Raw genomic sequence first — 17,317 nt, forward strand, 5'->3', positions numbered from 1 at the left:
TACAGGAATGCTATCCTGCTCCGTTACTTCAATAAGAAAAAGCATTACCGTTGTTCCAGTAATGCACCCGTTAATTGAGCAAGATTTTGACAATGTATAATTCTTATTTACTTTATCTTTTTAAAAAAGAAGTCTGGTCAATCGGTGCAAAGCCTGATATTAAAGCCGATGAGTTTTCTATCCTATTTTGTTCTTCAGCTGGTACAATCACCGTAATTGAACCTACGACAGTAGACGATAAGGAAACAGCTGCCTTTGAGTTTTCTATCCTATATTGTTCTTCAACTGGTACAACCACTTTAATAGAACCTAAGTCAGTAGACGATACGGGAACTACCGTTTTAGTCAAGGGAGGTTGAGAGAATGCCTCGGCTTTGTTTAAACCTGTAGTATTAATAACAAATGGTAAAGTAAAAGCACCTGTAAAACAAATCGCTGCAAATTTAGTGAGTTTTTTCAATGAGAAAGCCTCCTAATCAAGTTCTAAATAGCTTGTACAACCATTTATATTTTACCATAAATTACAATATGTTACTTTTATTGTCCTTCTCAACTATCCTGCTTCTTTAGTTGAATAAGAAAAGCAACCAGTTTATTGGCAACCGTTTTCTTTCACAAAAGCCCCCGATAGTCTTCCTGTAGATCGTTATTTTTCGACTTTGAAAAAAATAGGGCTCCTCAGTAAGATATGAGTATAGACACCACTCTAACTCACAACTTTAGGAGAAACCCTACTTTGAAGTTAGCTTGCCTAACTCTTACAAGTTTAGTGAGACTATCAGCAAGCTATTTTACAATCTCTAATTGGTATATAATAGTGTGAAGAAATAATATATTAACGGAGGGTAATGAAAATGAAGATTTTGTTTGATGAAACATTCACTTCAAATGACGGAAAGCCAAGAAGCAGGAATATATGGTATGGAAATGCTGATGTATCTGTTGATGGTGAGTATGGAAAAAGCATTAAGCTTACTGAAGATTTTATGGATAATTTATGCGAAATCATAAAAAATGACTTATCTAAGAATGCAGCAAATGCGCCTACTGAAACTAACTGGTATTTCTATGGTGGAAGTACTGTAACTCAGGACATCCTTCCGACAATTATGGTTCGTGAGAGATCTAACGAGTTTATAACTAATTTTAATATAAGTGACCACGATTTTGCTGTAAATATTGATGCTATTCTGTTGTTTAAAGCGGATTTTGAAAAACGTTTAGCGAGTCATTGATGAGTAATATCAGTATAAGCATTTTCAAACTATTTGAGGGGATGATTTCATATTGAATTCATTCTCTTTTTTCATGTGGTGGGAGTCATTTTGTATAGAGGAAAAAGACATTTAGAAATACAGATTGTGAATAATTACACTTAAATTAAACTGCCACGTTAGTGGAACAAGAAAAAGAGCCGCCGCAGCAACCCAATCTTTAACTCAAGCACCCGTTTGTTTAAGTATATTACTTCACATAATTGTGTACAATATGTCCTGTCAATAAAGCAAGTAGCCGTAAATTAATACCTATAAAAGCTAATAAAAAAGTGCAAAATAAATTGGTTTTTATCATGGCTTTGATAGGGTTAAAAAAATTATTTTGGAGGCATAGCAATGATTAAAAAAATCGTAGAACTGGATGTATCGAATCTTTGGACCCCCTATCTCACCAACACGATGGCACGGTGCGTCAATTCCTATGCTTTAAAAACCATTATGGATTCCGACATCTATTCCATTTTTGAAAAAGCACAACAACTGTCCAATCATTTCCTTCAAATGATCACTGAGATTTTTCAAAAAGAACAGTTTCCGATTCCGCATGGATTTACGGAGAAAGATGTCCATCTTGATGCTCCTCGCTTATTTTCTGATGAATTTTGGCTGTTTTATCTTCACGGAATGACTACCCATGGATTAACCGCTTATTCACTCGGAATGACCATATCTCACAGGCTGGACGTACGAAGATTTTATTTAGAAGCATTCAAAGGCGCTTCTGAGATATATGATACGACCTTAGACATGTTAAAATCTAAGGGACTATCGGATCGGGTTCCTACCATCTCCTTGCCAGAAGAAGTGGAATTTGCTAAAAAACAAAGTTTTCTTGCCGGTTGGTTAGGGGACCATCGACCCTTGAACGTTATTGAAATTAGCAGTCTTTATTTTAATTTACAGAAGAGTACACTCGCAAAAGATTTAATCTTAGGTTTTACCCAAACTGCTGAGTCGAAAGAAATTCGGACTTTTTTCCAACGGGTGGTGGAACAGACAGAAGAGCATCTTTCGATTTTTCGTTCAATCCTGCATGAGGACTTTATCAGTTCGTCGATTTCCTGGGATACCCATATCACCGATTCCGAGACAGCACCTTTTTCCGATAAATTGATGATTTTCCATTGTTCCTTTCTTATTCAATCTGCCATGGCATATTATGGAACTGCCTTGTCCGGTTCCATGCGGCGCGATCTAGGACTCAAATATGCTTCTGCAATTAAAAATGATGTCAAACTCGCGGAAGACTGTGCGGAAATCATGATTGCTAATGAATGGTTCGAGAAACCACCGCATTCGGTTGATCGTAGAGAATTATCTAATTGATAAAGTTTCACTGATTGGGTTGGTTTTTATTATTGTTTTTCAACAAACCCGCTTCGTTAGCTCAATAAGAAAAAAAGCCACCAAGGTGGATTGAGTAAATATCCGGAAGTTTTAAAAAAAATTCACTTCTTCCATTGCCTGCTTCATTCTAAACTCTGCCATTTCTTTAGCTTGTTCAGGAGTGCTCCCGTAACAATTCCAGACAGATATCTTTCCTGTTGATGCCCATGCTTTATATGCACTCCCGTACTCGTATACTTGAATTTAAACTTTACCATGCCGATAATACTATAACCGGTCCCAAGACTCTGTAATCCACCACGGCAATAAAATATACATATATCACCTCTCTTCTCTCCTTTAATATTCAAGCTGTTTAAATGGTATCGTATCTTGAGATTTGGATAAATTGTGGCAAAATAAAAGCCCTTCTCTTAATTGAGAGGGGCTTTTTCTATATACTATTTTGAATTAACTTACAAATATAAGCTATTCTTATCATTTAGGTATCCAATTAAATCATTTGTTCCAATAGGCTTTTGCTTCTTCCTCAAGTACCTTTAATCTTTTGTAGTAATCAGGAAACTCGTTAAGATGAGCCAGTGCAATTTTTCCAGTAATAATAGGATCATCGCCTGTAACATTAGTTTGGCTGGATATTTTTCCATGTTCAAGCTCTGTATTTACTCCCATCCAAAACTCATCTAAATCAAACTTGCTTTTATTAAAATCAATGCCTAAAAGTAAAGCTATCGCTGCTGCTTCCTCTTTAGAATAGTTATTTTTAACGATGTTTAAATTATTAGTTTGAATCCTATTTGGATACTTTGTTGGATGAAAATAGTTCAAATCACAGTCAGAACGTTGTTCTGCAGCCAAAGCATCCGCTTTAGTTACATGAACCGTACCAAATGGATGTTGTGGAGGTGCGTATATAGAATAAATTTTCAACGGGATATTACCTGTATTGGTTACATTATGCCATATTCCAGCTGGTATCAAAATAGCGGAATCATCATAAACATTTCACACAAAGTCTAAATTAACTTTTCTCTTGCCCATTTGAACAATCCCTTGACCTTGTTCAATGCGTAAAAATTGGTCAACGTTAGGGTGAATTTCTAAACCGATATCTTCCCCAGCTTTAAGACTCATTAATGTAACTTGCAAATGATTTCCTGTCCATATTGCGGTAAGGTAGTTATTGTTTTGCTTTGTAGCTTCATTAATATTGATTACAAATGGTTTCCTTCCATAATCTTTTAGTCCGACTGTATTTCTTCCATTTGATGATTGAAAATAATCCAATCGGTTAGCAACATCGTGTGTAGTCCAGTAATTGGGCTGTATTATATTGTTATTTATTGGTTTATAAAAAAAGTAAGGATTTGGATATTGGTATTGGTGTGAATACGAAAAAGGAGCATTATACATTTTTCTCAACTCCTTCACTGGGGTTCTCGGTAAGGGTGCAGGTGCAACCAAAGGAGGAGTAGGTGGGATTGGTGTACACGGAATTGGCGGATCACGGACCGAACCTTCTCGGAGAAGAACTGATCCTCCGGGTGTTGGACTGTTGGGACAAGGCGGAAGACAACCTGACATCGGTAATGAATTACGTCTAAAGCATGGCGCTGGAGTGGTCGGGATAGCGGGCGGTAGTGGAAACCCTATTCCAGCTATAGACGAAACTGGCGGTGTAGGAGTATATGCTCAGGGGGCTGAAGCCGAGTTACGTATAATAAGAATAAGTGGCAATGATACCATCTTCAGCGGTCCTCCAGAACCAGGTCCAGGCGTGTTAGGCAGAGGTGGAAAACCAATCGTACCGACAAGAAGTGGAGGAACTAATGTTCCTCCTCCTCCTCCTCTTGCTGCTGGTGTTATTGGGCTCGCAGGAGACACACCGATTCCACCATACGCCGAGACAGGGGGCAATGGAATCTACGGAAAAGGACCAGTAGGAATCCTCGGATACGGTACTAACAGCAGGGGAGGTCGGTTCATTTCGGATAAATTAGCCCAAGTGCAGCTCGTACCTCATAAGCAGACTTTTCCACAGCATAGCAGTGATACCGTTACCCCAACAGTGATATCCGTTCAAGCTGCGGAAAAGGTATTGCCGACAGACGGTGAAGTAGGTGATTTCCTGACGATTATTGATGAACAGGAACAATGTACACTTTGGCTATGTGTTAAAAAAGGACAATGGGCCCAGGTGCTTTTAGGACCCTCTTTTACTGGACAAGGATGATGGTTTGAAAGTGTAGTTTTAGTAAGGTAACGAAATTTATCTAAAATATTAATTTTTTCAAATTTCAACAAAATACTTGTTAATAATTTAGTCCATTTTAGAAAAAAATAGATTGCAAAAGAGAGACCCTTCCTACTAATGAATTTATAGGAAGGGTCTACAAGGAAATTGATAAGCTGAAACACTTTATTGAACTATTCTGCCCCTTTAGTTGAAGATGAAATTTTCATTAAAGCAAAAAAGAAGCCCTTCTCTTAATAGAAAAGGACTTCACCATTTAATCTTCCCACACATCGTCCATAAGTTCTTCAATCTCTTGCCTTAGTTTATCAGTTTCATCTTTTAGGACTTTTACTTTTTCTCCGTTAATTTCAACAACATCCCCAACGGCTGCACTCTTAGGAAAAATTGCTTTAGGAAAATCCTTAGTTTTCCCATCAATTTCTACAACTGCGAATTTCCCTTCAAACCGTTCAATGATTCCTTTAACCAAATTATTTCACCGTCTTTACACTAATTTTTGAACCATTGGTAGTAAAAATAATATAAATAAAGGGTATTTTTCACTCTGTTCCAAAGTTAAAACTTTTAGACACTATACGAATAACCGTCTAGTACATCAATCTCTTTGGAATTTAGTTTCCGGTAATAAAATATGAAAATTTCCAAACACTAAAATGTTGGAATTTCTACCCAAAAAGGAGGATAACAAATGATAATACCTAATTTCCCTGAAGATTTGGCGCAATTGCATCATGCTTGGCATAAGCCAGAAGATTATCCAAATCTTCCAACAAGAAAATTCCAAATAGGAACTGATGAAGGCGGTTTAGAATTTCTCGTATTTCACCGCAATTTTACAGCGCTAGTTCATCAATGGTATGACAAACAACCTAATGCAGATCCAAATTTACTTGCACCATCATGGACAGCAATTCCAACAGAACTAAAGGTTCAAGGATTATTTATGCGAGATGATAAAGGAAACTTAGTTGATGTATCATGGAACGATCAGCATGCATCAGACGCAGAAAGACTAATTCATGGCAAACCAGATATGGTACTCGGCAAGGGAGACCTTAGAACCTCATTGGTAAACGCGGGAAGGCTTGGAACCTTTATTGAACTAGGCTTACACCCTTTTCTTCATAATGCATCATCGGTCGTCTACAATGAACCAATAATTGCAAGTTTCCATTCACCACAAAGTACTTGGTTTTACAAAATTCATGGGCTCGTACAATTTTGGTGGGATTTGTGGGAATTATCCAACAGAATAAAATTCATGCCTCCAAACATTCAAGATATTTTTAATCCTAGAGTAATTAAACATTAAATGAACTCCAATAAATGTTGTTCTTATTTTCGGCTGCTGATTACAGCAAAAATAAAAAACCCTTCCAGTTTTTGAACTGTGACCCATAAAATGGACAGTCTAAAAAAAGACCGAATATTTTAAGCTGCTAATAAGTGACTCCCGCATTGTGCCGGAGTCATTTTATTTAGGCTCCGTCCGGTAACTTTTTTGCAATGCCTGATAATTCGCATAACATCGATGCATTAACCAAAAAAACTGCCCCAAAAACTTTGAGACAGCTTCCCATTTTATCTTAAGTTAATTTTTAAATCGCCCACTTGAAGAACGCAGTTTTGGCGGTCTTTGACTGGGGCGAAGTAGAGGACGTATTGGTCACGCGGTCCGTCTGCTTCCGCCTTGCTGAAGATTGGGTCGGCCACTTTGCCGGCCGAATTTAAGAATACACCAGACTTGTTGTAATCGACAGTATACCCTTTTTCTTTATCAACTTTTCTGGCATTTAAGAATTGCAGTTGGAGTTTGCTGAACACATCGTAGGCGACACCGTTTTCGATATGTGGTTTAATGTCTGTGCCGGTGACGACCACCCTTGTTTCAAGTGGCGAAAATTCCACTCGCTTTACTTGATAGGTTTCATTATTAAATGTAAATTCTTTACTCACATCAAAGGTTTCGCGACCACCAACCGCTTCTTTCGAGAGCTTGAAATCAAGTGGCCAAACGGTTTCTACACGGCTTGCCCCATTTTTCCCATGAATGGTCAAGTCTTTCAATTTTAAATGGACTTCATCCCCTTGGAACGTGCTGATGGATTCAAACGAGAGCGCTTCTGCCACTTTGTTCGCCTTCTCATCGTAATAACGGCTGCCCCAGCCGATATTTTCCAATTTCTTTACCTCATTGCCTACCACTATGTTCATGGAAGTAAAGCCTTCAAAAAGATCAAGGTAATAGTTTTTCAAATTAGTTTTCTTGCTTTCATAGGTAACCAAAAGCTTGGCTTCCTTGTCATCCATCAGGATACTATTAAAATGAACGGTAATATCGTGATCTTTATCATAGTAGGATTTGTTGATTTCTTGGCCCATTCCATTTGTAAGGGCGGATTTTAATCCACTATCATCGATATGTTCGCTTGAGAAAATTTTATCGTAAACGTTTTGGATCGCCGCTCTTACTGGTGAAAAAGTCAGGGAAGATGCCACAATCAAACAGGCTGCAGCCGTAAGTAATATCCTTCTTAAAGGAGATTTTTTCTCTCTTATGGTCATAGAATTGTCTCCTAACTGGTCGATTTTTTTATTCAACTCATCCCATACATCTGGGACCTGCTTTTCCAAAGCATTGTCTAAATGCTTCATGATTTTTTCATTTTCCATCCAAAAATTTCCTCCTTACTCCAGACCTTTTTTTAGTTTTTTCAAGGCCATTCGGTATTTCCAGAGAACGGTTCCCAAAGGCATCTCCATAATTTTGGCTATTTCTTTATGCTTTAGCCCCGAGATATCCTTCATGATGACAATCTGCCGCTCTCCACTATCCAGGAGTGCAAGGTATTTGGATAACACTATTTTGTCGACTGGGTCTTCGGATATGTACTCCAGACGTTCAAAATATTGGTCGTCAAACCCGGTCAATTCGCGCTTTTTTTTCCGGTAAAGGTCGAGTGCCGTGTTGCGCGTTACCCGAATCAGCCATGCTCTCACATTGGTCACTTGATTATACTTTGAATGTTGGTAAAGTTTGATATACACCTCTTGCAGTACATCCTCGGCCAATTCAAAATCTCTTAAAATCGATAACGCCATCGCGAAAACATGTTTTTTATGATTAATATATAATTGTTTAAATTCATCCCGGGGATCCACCGAGGTCTTTAATTGATGCAAACTAGTTTGAGTCATCTTTGGCCTCCTTTCATATAGTAGACGGCCGACTTTTGTTTTTTATTGGTAAAAAATTTATTTTTTCTCTATTATGGTATAATGGTATCAGCTGTATAAGGGGGCAGAAATATGGAGTTAACTATCTACCCATTTCTGGGTTTGCCTGATGGGGTTTTACTAGAAGAATTGTTGGATTTACATACGAGGATTTTGGCCGTTCTTATTGAACTAAACTGCCAGTTACACAATAAAAAAACGGGATCACCGCAGCCATCCCATTTTTAACATAAGCACCCGTTTGTTTAAGTACATTAATTCACAATCTTTTCAGTAATATTAGCATAAATATCTATTAAAAAATCACCTCTAAGAACTCATAGAGGTGAGGTGATTTTAATCAAGCTTTACAAAATCCCCTACTTTGATTTGATTCTTTTCAAACCATCCAAGATTAACTTCGATTGCATAATGATAAAAAAGTTCCGGATCATAAGTAGGACATTCATCCTCTTTACAAGGCACCATATCTAGTATTTTTAGAATTTTCCCATCTGAATCAAGAAATGCAATAGATAAAGGAATTAAGGTGTTTTTCATCCAAAAACCGCCATATGTTTTTCCTGAAAATACAAATAGCATCCCCTCATTTTTGGGTAATTTTCTAACAAACATTAAGCCCTTATCTCTTTTTTCTTGAGTATCTGCAACTTGAACGGTTAATTTGGTTGTCCTTTCTCCACTAGATACTTTAATCATTTTTGTTTGAAGACTTGCTTCTTTTTCTTGACGAAAAAGAAAACCGATTAATTTGAATCTATTTTTCAACATATTCACTCACTTTGTCTTTTCCCTTTATAATAAAAGGAAGAAAGTTGGAGATAAAAAGAAAACAAGAAGAAAAAAACAACGAGGAAAACTCCTTTTCACTTCCTATACTTATTATATGGTTATACATTTAATACTTTATTTTCAATAATCACTGCTACAATATATAAAAAGATTAAGGAAGTTTTATTCAACTAAACTGCTTACGTTAATGCAATAAGAAAAAGCCACCAAGTCTGGCAGCTGGATCTTAAACTCTTGCACCCGTTAGTTGAGTAAGGATTATCGCTTTCGAATATATTTATATACGATATAAATAAATCCACCTATTAGAAATATATAAGCCATCACTAATGATTCTTCAACTTCTTTAAAGTCTTTACCTTGATTAATGATTAGGAGTAAGATTCCACAAATAACCATTACAATACCAACCAAATATCTCCCCATTTCATACCTCCCAAAATATATACTGCTAATTTAACCTATTTGCCCAGTTATTGGAACAAGAAATAAGGGCTGCCGTAGCAACCCCATCTTTTACATAAGCACCCGTTACTTTAAGTAAAATGGTTCACAATCTTTTCACTCATTCAGGCAGGAATCATTTTTTAGTAACTCGTTATATTTAACCTAGTTACAATTGTTCATTTTCCTTAACCATCTTTACACAGGATGGTTCTGTCTTAGACAATGAGGTCTACTTCAACCTATATACAACATAAATATCTCATTGAAGGTTTACGCTACCTTCACCTCTTTGCCGTAGCTGCTAGCTACGGTTTTTTTCTCATTTTAAAAACCACCCTGGGTACTTTTTCCTTAATTCCTCGGTCAATAATTTACACGATGATCATTGTGATTAAGGGTTCGAATACTGTTATGTGGTACCATTTTACCGAGTATATATGCCTTTCTTCAATTTTTATTGATTTTTTCAAAAGAATTCATTCGACTAAACCAATGTGCCAATAAATACATTGAAGTTAAAATAAAGAAGGAATATGTATAAGCCCAGTCAATTTTCTTATATAAATCAATCATAGCCATCATTGGCATTCCCACATATGCACCTAATCCACCAAAAAAAATTGCTTTAATATAGGGATTAAAACTAGGCTTAAATTGCAGCAGTAGCATTACGAACACAGGTAAAACCGAGAGTCGAAATGGGAAGTTTATAGTAGCCACTGGTATAACTTTCACGGGATAGGACCACTTTCCAAAACTAACACCAAATGCATCAAGTATTTCTGATAAAACCATCACTAGTAAGCCAGCAAAAAATAAACGAGCTGTACTTTCTTGGTTTCGGAATATCCACCATATAATCCAAGGAACAATTAACATGGTTAAAGCAATCCACCATTGCCAAGTAAATAAAAAAGCGTTCATTATTGCTTCACTAACTAATCGATTTGCTTCAGTTATTTGTTGAGTTGCTTTATCAATTTGTTCCAATCCTTCTTGGTATGTCACCGATTACACCTCAACTTGATATTCATTTACTGTTAGTCTTTACCATATTTTTTCAACTATACTGCTCCGTTAGTGGAACAAGAAAAAAGATCGCCGCAGCGATCTCCATCTATAACTCTTGCACCACGTTAGCTTAATAAGCAAAAACATTCTAATTGATACTGACTACTGTATTTCTTATATTTATGAAACTCTCATCTTTAATAATACTTGGATATCGTTCAATAAGTTCTCGTATAAAATTTTGTAACCCATTTTTCAATCCTTGATTAAATTGAATAATTTCTATAATATTTTTATCGGTTTGGGGAATTTTTTCCGAATGAGATACTCCTACACCATCGTAGTATATTCCTTTTTGCCAAGGAGGTACCGTGGACTCATATTCACAAATTGCAAATGAAACTATATTTTCTCTCAAGGAAAACACAAGACATTTACTTGTTGAATCATCCTTAACAACCACTGTCTCTTCTTCCAATAATCTTTGAGGCACTTCAGGTAACTCCGCAAGAAAAGTAGCAAGTTGACCTACAAATCCCTCTTTTGTCATTCTCAATGGGCCACCATTTTCAGGGTAATTATAATTATTAAAAAACGATACACCGTCAATTAATATATCTAGTTTTCCCCACAAATCAAAGTTATGGTAATCCTCCGCATCCATATCATCATAATAGGGCATAAATTTAAACCTAATATCCTTAACCATATCTGAACCCCTCTTCTTATATGGTATTTGTACGATATAAGTATTTCAGAACAATTGCTAAACGAATAACTATTTTTTATCACAATAAGAAAAATGGATTGCCACAGCCAACCCCTTTGCTCAACTAAAGCACCCCTTAGCCATCCATGAGGCGCAAAAATCAGCGCTTCACCACAGAGAATGAAAATGGTTAGGAAGTGTCAATACTGATACTGACCTTAATCCAGTCAACCCTAATCCATAGACTTATTTATTATCGCTCTCCTCTTTTTTAACCATTGAGCAGGGTCTTCTTAAGTATTGTTATTTTTCTAATCTTGAAGAAACATATTTTCATGGTAGTTTAAGTGTAAGATACAGCCTTATAAAGCCTTAATGAGAATGAATATAGAAAACCCCAAGTCGTTTGGGGTTTTTCTAATTTTTCTAATAAGATTTTGCACTCATTATCTTTGTCCAGCCACTATAAACTTTTGTTGTTCCCACTGTTCTATAGGCCCTTACTTTGTAATAATACGTCTTTCCTTTTGTTAACTTCAAGTTGATATATGAAGTGGACGCCGTTGTTTTTATCAAGCTATACGTCCCTGTGCTTGATGTTGCACGGTACAACTGATACCCGCTTGCACCTGCTACGTAGCTCCAGGATGTTTTAATGCTTGTCGTACTATACCTGTAAGCCTTGAAATTCACTGGAACGGATGGGATTGGCTTTGCTGAAACGAAAGTAGTGAACACTCCGTAAACTTTCGTTGTGCCGACCATCCTGTAGGTCCTTATCTTGTAATAATAGGGCTTATTAGTTGTAAGGCCTGTATTCGTATAGCTTGTTGCTGTCGTTGTCCCGACACGCGAATATGTTCCTGTTGAGGATGTCGCCCTGTATACTTCATACCCACTTGCTCCACTAACTGCTGTCCAACTAGTTCTTATACTATTATAAGACGATGAAACTGCTTTTACAGAAGTTACGGCAGATGGTACTGGTTTGGCATTAACTACAGCTGAATAATTACTGTATACTTTCGTACTTCCAACCGTTCTGTAAGCTCTAATTTTGTAATAATATGGTTTATTAGTTGTAAGTCCTGCATTTGTAAAACTTGTTGATGCTGTTGTTCCTACAAGAGAATAAGATCCTGTGCTGGATGTTGCACGAAAAACCTCATAGCCGCTTGCTCCACTAACGGCTGCCCAGCTAGTTTTTATACTATTATAAGACGATGAAACAGCCTTGGCTGAAGATGGCGTCGCAGGTATAGGTTTTGCAGAAACTACAGAACTAAAACTGCTATATGATGCGGGTGTTGAGATTTGATAGGCTCTAACTTTATAGTAATAGGTCGTCCCGGTGTTCAAAGATGTATTGATAAAAGAGGTACTCGATGAAGTTGCAATTTTTGTAAAGGTCCCCGAGCTTGATGTAGATCTATAGATTTCATATCCTGAAGCCCCGCTAACCCCTGACCAAGTTAAATTTACGCTATTGTATGAACTAGCAACCACTTTTAAATTTGATGGGAATGCAAGCGTTACGGTGATATTTCTTGTATCAGTTGTTATATTTCCTGAATTATCTTCTACTGTATAAGTTAAAGAATATATACCTGGCTTTGTAATATCTACATTTCCAGATAGTATGATATCGTTTGTTATATCGCCATCTGCATTATCTATTGCAGTTACGCCATACATAGCATCAAAATTCGAGTTAACATTAATAGATTTATCATCTATTCCAGTAAGCACAGGGTTTGTATCATCGAACACTGTAATGTTTCTTGTAACGGATGTTTTATTTCCTGAACTATCTTCTACAGTATAAGTCAAAGTATACATACCTGGTTTTCTATTAACATTTCCATTTACAATAATTTTCCATGTTATATCACCATCTGCATTATCCGTTGCAGATACACCATACATAGGCTTAAAATATGAGTTAATATTAATTGAGGTATCTGCTATACCCGTAATCACAGGATTTATATCATCCACTACGGTAATGTTTCTTGTAACAGATGATATATTTCCCATAATATCCTCTACAGTGTAAGTCAAGGTATATCTACCTGGCTTTGTATTATCAACGTATCCAGATACAATAACTTTTCTTGTTATATCCCCATCCACATTATCATTTGCAAATACACCTAACATAGAATCAAATGTTGAATTCATCTTAATTGTAGCATCTGTTGCGCCTGAAATGATAGGTTTAACAATATCTAAATATGCCGTATTTGGATCTGGTGATTGTAAATATGGTTTGAAATTGATATAAGAACCAACACTGAGGTCGTCAATTTTATCATGGATCATTTTTTCGATGACTGTTTCATCTGTTGTTCCCCAATAGTTATTGGTACCCGTCATTTTTACATATTCTGTGGTTTGATTTTCTATAATTAATGCCTCAGTTAATAAATCCTTACGGGTTAAAAAAGAATTGTATGAAACAATAACTTGTTCATTTGGATGAGCTAGAATACTCCAAAAACATTTAACTGCATATTGATTGTAATAATAAAAAACATTATTTAATATGCTTATTTTAGCATCGGTACCAGTTTTAATTCCTATTCCCCTAGAATTGGTAAATATATTTTTTGATATATTTATTGCAGTATTCTTGTATTGTACAATATCAATTCCGTTAGTATTCGAAAATAGATTTCGTTCTATGGATATATCACTTTGTGGTGACTGAATGGATAAGGGATAAGATATATTAAATACCTTTGAGTCCCTTAATATTAAACTTCCATATATATCACTATTAGTATTACGATACAAACTACCTTTAGAAATGTCAGCATTTTCAATATGAATAAGAAATGGCTTAGTATAATCCGTTAGACCTGGTTCGATATTTACACTGTTAAACGTTATCTTTGAATCAGGGTGACCTACTGCTTCAAGATTTCCGTAAACTTTTAAACTAAGACCGTTGCCTTCAATCGTTACCCCAGGCTCTACCGTTAATGTAACCCCATTCGCTATATGAATATTTCCTGATAATGAATAGGGAGAACCCGCTGCGGTCCATGTTGTATCTTGATTAATAAGTCCGCTAACAAACGTAGTCTTAGTACCTGCGTTATTTAGCTTGAGGATTTGGGAAGGATTTATTGTACCATTATCTGATTTCCTTGCTGTGTTTTGCATTTGTACAGAATTGGTTCGAGAACCCAGCTCTGATTTCGCTACTTGTTTTTTATTATCATCATTTACTGTAATATCTTTTGTATCTTGTCCACATGCTCCTAGGACAGTCATAGTTAATAATCCAGAAACAAAAATGTTAAACACCTTATTTATGGTGTTTTTCATTTGGAGCACCCCCCTTTCAGCTAAGAAGCAAATCCATTGTCTTTACTTCTTTATTTATTTTTCTTTCAATTAGAATTTTCATACGTGGTATATAATGTTACACGAACACTGCTAAAACAAGAGTTCTTTGAAGTGGAGCTGCTTAAGTAACAAATTAGATGAACCTGTTGCAGGTCTAAACCCATCAGCAAGAATCGCTACTAGATCATTTCCTATTGCAACTGTAATTGCAAAAGGAAATCATATTAAAACAATTATGGTTAAAGCTCTTGTTTGGATTATCATTATATCCGTGAATTTCGTCCTTTCAGGTAAATCAACAATCCAGTAGAAAACATCACCATTATTCTTCATTAATAAAAAAAAAATCGACCATTATGGCCGACACACTTTACACTTTTCTCATTGAAGGAGCTACTCCTGACGTTTCTTTGCTCTAATGAGCGTGCTTTTACTTATACCTGTTATATCTTCTACTTGCATGTACGAATGTGTTTCCAGGAGCTTCAATGCATGCTCAATTTGTGCCTTTTTAAACTTCCTTGGTCTGCCCTCTTTAAAATTGCCTTTTTGCTTGGCAATTTCCTTCCCCTCTTTTGTCCGTTCAACAATAAAGTCCCTTTCAAACTCAGCAAACGCAGAAAAAATATTAAAAATTAATCGTCCTGTTGGAGTATCCTCAAAGACTTAAAAAAGTTGGAAGAGGAAGCAGCCTTACAAGAGATTACAAATTTTATAACGGAATCTCAAGCTCGTGTTACACAAGAGTTAGCTATAGCTACAAGGATTGAAAATGCCTTTGAAGTTGAAATTGAAGAGTTTTACGATTTATCTGGAGATGGCAACATAGGTATTAAGGCTAATCAAGAAACAGGATGGAATGTAGGCGTCGGAGGTTCAGGTAGAAGAATCAAAAGCAGAGTTTATAGGTTTAAAGGTTGGCGTGAAGGAGCATCTGCAGAAGTAACTGAAAATACTAGCAATAATAACTCCGAAGTAGAGGAAAATTAATCCAATAACCAAAACCACAAATTTGTGGCTTCGTAAGAAGTGTCTAAGTGATACTTCTTTTTTTAGTCGTACTCTAGGTCATAGATTTATTTTTTCTTAAAAGGCAAAACCCTATTGTTCTTAATCTTTTTCCAACCCTGAGCTTCTATATCTAAAACTAGCTGCGTGATGTCATTGCCTCCATTCACTTTAACCTGTTCCAATTCTAGGTCATTGGGCATTTCTTTTTTATTTGCTTCCACCACTGGTAAGCAACAAATTCAGGCCGTTTACCTCTTAGTGGAAGGTTGTTCCGCTGCATTAATTTACTGCTGGCTTTGTAATGTATTTCAATTGTCACATTCATTATTTATCCCCACGAATTTATTTTTTTCTTTTCGATTTTCTCAATAAACTATTGCAGCTGCTATGCCAATGCCGACTCCAAACCAAGCAGCTATACTCAATACATTCACTTCCATTTAGACTAAAACGTTTCCTTTTTGTAGTTATATGATTTAAAATTACTAAAGTTTCACTAACCTGAACAGTTAGTTCAAAAAGAAAAATGACCGCCGCAGCGATCATCATGTTCCTATCCCGCAGGAATCCACTTCTTTAACTCAAGCTACCCGTTAGCTTAAGTGAAAAATTTCACATACACAACCAATTTTAACATAAATAACAATTTACTCCCTTTAACCACATCTAGTAATTTTTTCTCTTTTCAATTAGGTACTGAAATCCATATAACAAAAACGACTTAAGAAACATATAAAGGAAAAATTGAATTTTATTAAACCGAACGAGTGTGACTATTTTTAATTTTTTTAATAAACCCATCATTAGAATGGTAAACATACCATCTACTATTGTATTTAGTGAAATAAAACGTTTAAAATTTCCATATGTCCATTTTAATATCCACATTGAACCTACCAAAAAAGGTCCTATATAAAAAGGTAATGCCACTGAAATATATGGATATTTTTTATAAAAAACCCACCATTTGCGTTTCTTCCCAATTTGGGCAAAAAGATTTTCTATAATTACAATAAAAATTGATGCAGGAAGGAATTTCTTAATATTATGTAACCCTAAAAAAGGGAGTGTTAACCATACTAATAAGACCATAGGAACATTAAGTAACCACTGATTTTTATTTGACATATTTAGCCCTCCTCTTTCTTATCGTTCTCTTTTCATTTTTTAAGTATTCATTTTAAGTCATGTAAGTTGTTCTTCACTAATCTCCAACCGCCACAAAAACAGCTTTTCTTGTCTGCCTTCTTCTTCTTAAGTTAAACTGCTCCGTTAGTCGAACAAGGGAAAGGTGCTACCTTCTTAAAGCACCTGTTCGTTCAACTAGGATACTTACTTTGATAACAATTGTAATAATAATTTTCTTGTTTCTTCAAAGTTTTTATACTCTCGAAAGAAATCATTATAGGTTTCAATTTTGTCCTCAAAAAACTTATATTGTTTAAAGAAATCAAAGAAGAACTTCTGTAATATTTCAATTTGAAGTTGGGGAATTTTATTTGTTTTGCCTGCTAAAACATAACTTAGAGTTCCAGCTATATTCATACAGTAAGTGTTAAAATCACCCGTTAGACAGTCCTCTTCCTCAGATAAATTTAAAAACTCTGTTCTAAAATCTTCTTGTATTTGATCCGTACCTCTATGCGGAAATGGATTATCTAAATCGTATTTAATATCAATTAGTTTTTTTAAGATATTGTCCATATTTTCACCCGTTTAAGTATGTCATTTACCCAGTTTATCACGTTTCCTTCTTCAGCTAACCTGCCCCGTTAGTGCAGTAAAAAGCTTTACTCCTTATTGAAGTAGTGGAGTAGAAGGGAGCCTTTCTACCTTGCGGTAAATTGTACTCCACCCTCCGGGTAGAAAGGTCGC

Annotated in this window: 19 protein-coding genes and 2 pseudogenes; 6 read left to right on the forward strand and 15 right to left on the reverse strand. The window is 35.9% G+C overall.

Features of this window, described 5'->3' with window-relative positions; all coding sequences use genetic code 11:
- Positions 1-112 precede the first annotated feature (112 nt).
- Complete coding sequence (locus COE25_RS27675) at positions 113-460, reverse strand: hypothetical protein (protein WP_098934933.1); 348 nt, start codon at positions 458-460, stop codon at positions 113-115.
- A gap of 394 nt (positions 461-854) precedes the next feature.
- Between COE25_RS27675 and COE25_RS27680 the strand changes: the two genes are divergently transcribed.
- Positions 855-1,235 carry a hypothetical protein gene (locus tag COE25_RS27680; RefSeq protein WP_098934934.1) on the forward strand — a complete coding sequence of 127 codons (381 nt, stop codon included), beginning with the start codon at positions 855-857 and terminating at the stop codon, positions 1,233-1,235.
- Positions 1,236-1,613: 378 nt separating this feature from the next.
- Positions 1,614-2,603 (forward strand): DUF3231 family protein, encoded by a 990-nt coding sequence (locus tag COE25_RS27685; RefSeq protein WP_098934935.1) that lies wholly within the window; start codon positions 1,614-1,616, stop codon positions 2,601-2,603.
- 519 nt (positions 2,604-3,122) lie between these two features.
- Here the strand turns inward: COE25_RS27685 and COE25_RS27690 are convergent.
- Both COE25_RS27690 and COE25_RS27695 read right to left on the reverse strand, forming a co-directional pair.
- Positions 3,123-3,482 carry a DUF5661 family protein gene (locus COE25_RS27690; RefSeq protein ID WP_257209001.1) on the reverse strand — a complete coding sequence of 120 codons (360 nt, stop codon included), beginning with the start codon at positions 3,480-3,482 and terminating at the stop codon, positions 3,123-3,125.
- A pseudogene (locus tag COE25_RS27695) lies at positions 3,471-4,037 on the reverse strand (cupin domain-containing protein); the annotation flags it as partial. The gene COE25_RS27690 and the pseudogene COE25_RS27695, both read right to left, overlap by 12 nt.
- A 142-nt stretch (positions 4,038-4,179) precedes the next feature.
- On the opposite strand from COE25_RS27695, the gene COE25_RS27700 reads away from it, so the two are divergent.
- Complete coding sequence (locus COE25_RS27700; protein ID WP_098934936.1) at positions 4,180-4,857, forward strand: hypothetical protein; 678 nt, start codon at positions 4,180-4,182, stop codon at positions 4,855-4,857.
- Positions 4,858-5,134: 277 nt separating this feature from the next.
- Here the strand turns inward: COE25_RS27700 and COE25_RS27705 are convergent, their stop codons facing one another.
- On the reverse strand, positions 5,135-5,350 hold the full coding sequence (locus COE25_RS27705; protein ID WP_098934937.1) for a DUF3006 domain-containing protein: 216 nt from the start codon (positions 5,348-5,350) through the stop codon (positions 5,135-5,137).
- A gap of 219 nt (positions 5,351-5,569) precedes the next feature.
- Between COE25_RS27705 and COE25_RS27710 the strand changes: the two genes are divergently transcribed.
- A complete protein-coding gene (locus COE25_RS27710; protein WP_098934938.1) occupies positions 5,570-6,193 on the forward strand; it encodes a hypothetical protein in 624 nt (207 codons plus the stop codon).
- Positions 6,194-6,462: 269 nt separating this feature from the next.
- Here COE25_RS27710 and COE25_RS27715 read toward each other — a convergent pair whose 3' ends face one another.
- Together COE25_RS27715 and COE25_RS27720 are read right to left on the reverse strand one after the other, a co-directional pair.
- Entirely contained in the window at positions 6,463-7,554 is a 1,092-nt protein-coding gene (locus tag COE25_RS27715) for a DUF4179 domain-containing protein (protein WP_098934939.1), read from the reverse strand.
- A gap of 15 nt (positions 7,555-7,569) precedes the next feature.
- Positions 7,570-8,079 carry an RNA polymerase sigma factor gene (locus COE25_RS27720; protein ID WP_098934940.1) on the reverse strand — a complete coding sequence of 170 codons (510 nt, stop codon included), beginning with the start codon at positions 8,077-8,079 and terminating at the stop codon, positions 7,570-7,572.
- Positions 8,080-8,190: 111 nt separating this feature from the next.
- Between COE25_RS27720 and COE25_RS31100 the strand changes: the two genes are divergently transcribed.
- On the forward strand, positions 8,191-8,346 hold the full coding sequence (locus COE25_RS31100; protein WP_180247635.1) for a hypothetical protein: 156 nt from the start codon (positions 8,191-8,193) through the stop codon (positions 8,344-8,346).
- 108 nt (positions 8,347-8,454) lie between these two features.
- Here the strand turns inward: COE25_RS31100 and COE25_RS27725 are convergent, their stop codons facing one another.
- The 6 genes and pseudogenes from COE25_RS27725 to COE25_RS27750 all read right to left on the reverse strand — a co-directional run.
- Complete coding sequence (locus tag COE25_RS27725; protein WP_098934941.1) at positions 8,455-8,889, reverse strand: DUF192 domain-containing protein; 435 nt, start codon at positions 8,887-8,889, stop codon at positions 8,455-8,457.
- A gap of 279 nt (positions 8,890-9,168) precedes the next feature.
- Complete coding sequence (locus COE25_RS31105; protein WP_180247636.1) at positions 9,169-9,336, reverse strand: hypothetical protein; 168 nt, start codon at positions 9,334-9,336, stop codon at positions 9,169-9,171.
- Between the two features lie 468 nt (positions 9,337-9,804).
- Positions 9,805-10,365, reverse strand: coding sequence for a CBO0543 family protein (locus COE25_RS27730; RefSeq protein ID WP_098934942.1), 561 nt, complete (start codon positions 10,363-10,365; stop codon positions 9,805-9,807).
- 151 nt (positions 10,366-10,516) lie between these two features.
- Entirely contained in the window at positions 10,517-11,077 is a 561-nt protein-coding gene (locus COE25_RS27735) for a hypothetical protein (protein WP_098934943.1), read from the reverse strand.
- A gap of 426 nt (positions 11,078-11,503) precedes the next feature.
- The gene (locus COE25_RS27740; RefSeq protein WP_098934944.1) at positions 11,504-14,410 is read right to left on the reverse strand and encodes an immunoglobulin-like domain-containing protein; all 2,907 of its coding nucleotides are present in this window, start codon (positions 14,408-14,410) and stop codon (positions 11,504-11,506) included.
- 414 nt (positions 14,411-14,824) lie between these two features.
- Positions 14,825-15,091 (reverse strand): annotated as a pseudogene (locus COE25_RS27750) (recombinase family protein); the annotation flags it as partial.
- A 15-nt stretch (positions 15,092-15,106) separates the two neighbouring features.
- On the opposite strand from COE25_RS27750, the gene COE25_RS27755 reads away from it, so the two are divergent.
- Positions 15,107-15,421 carry a hypothetical protein gene (locus COE25_RS27755; protein WP_098934947.1) on the forward strand — a complete coding sequence of 105 codons (315 nt, stop codon included), beginning with the start codon at positions 15,107-15,109 and terminating at the stop codon, positions 15,419-15,421.
- A gap of 205 nt (positions 15,422-15,626) precedes the next feature.
- Here the strand turns inward: COE25_RS27755 and COE25_RS31110 are convergent, their stop codons facing one another.
- From COE25_RS31110 to COE25_RS27765, 3 genes are all read right to left on the reverse strand, one after another.
- A complete protein-coding gene (locus COE25_RS31110; RefSeq protein ID WP_180247637.1) occupies positions 15,627-15,767 on the reverse strand; it encodes a hypothetical protein in 141 nt (46 codons plus the stop codon).
- 341 nt (positions 15,768-16,108) lie between these two features.
- Entirely contained in the window at positions 16,109-16,570 is a 462-nt protein-coding gene (locus tag COE25_RS27760) for a hypothetical protein (RefSeq protein WP_098934948.1), read from the reverse strand.
- A 204-nt stretch (positions 16,571-16,774) separates the two neighbouring features.
- Positions 16,775-17,146, reverse strand: a complete 372-nt coding sequence (locus COE25_RS27765; protein ID WP_098934949.1) for a YxiJ family protein — start codon at positions 17,144-17,146, stop codon at positions 16,775-16,777.
- Between the last annotated feature and the right edge of the window lie 171 nt (positions 17,147-17,317).

It is taken from the genome of Bacillus sp. AFS031507 (assembly GCF_002584635.1).
Taxonomy (GTDB): Bacteria; Bacillota; Bacilli; order Bacillales; family Cytobacillaceae; genus Neobacillus.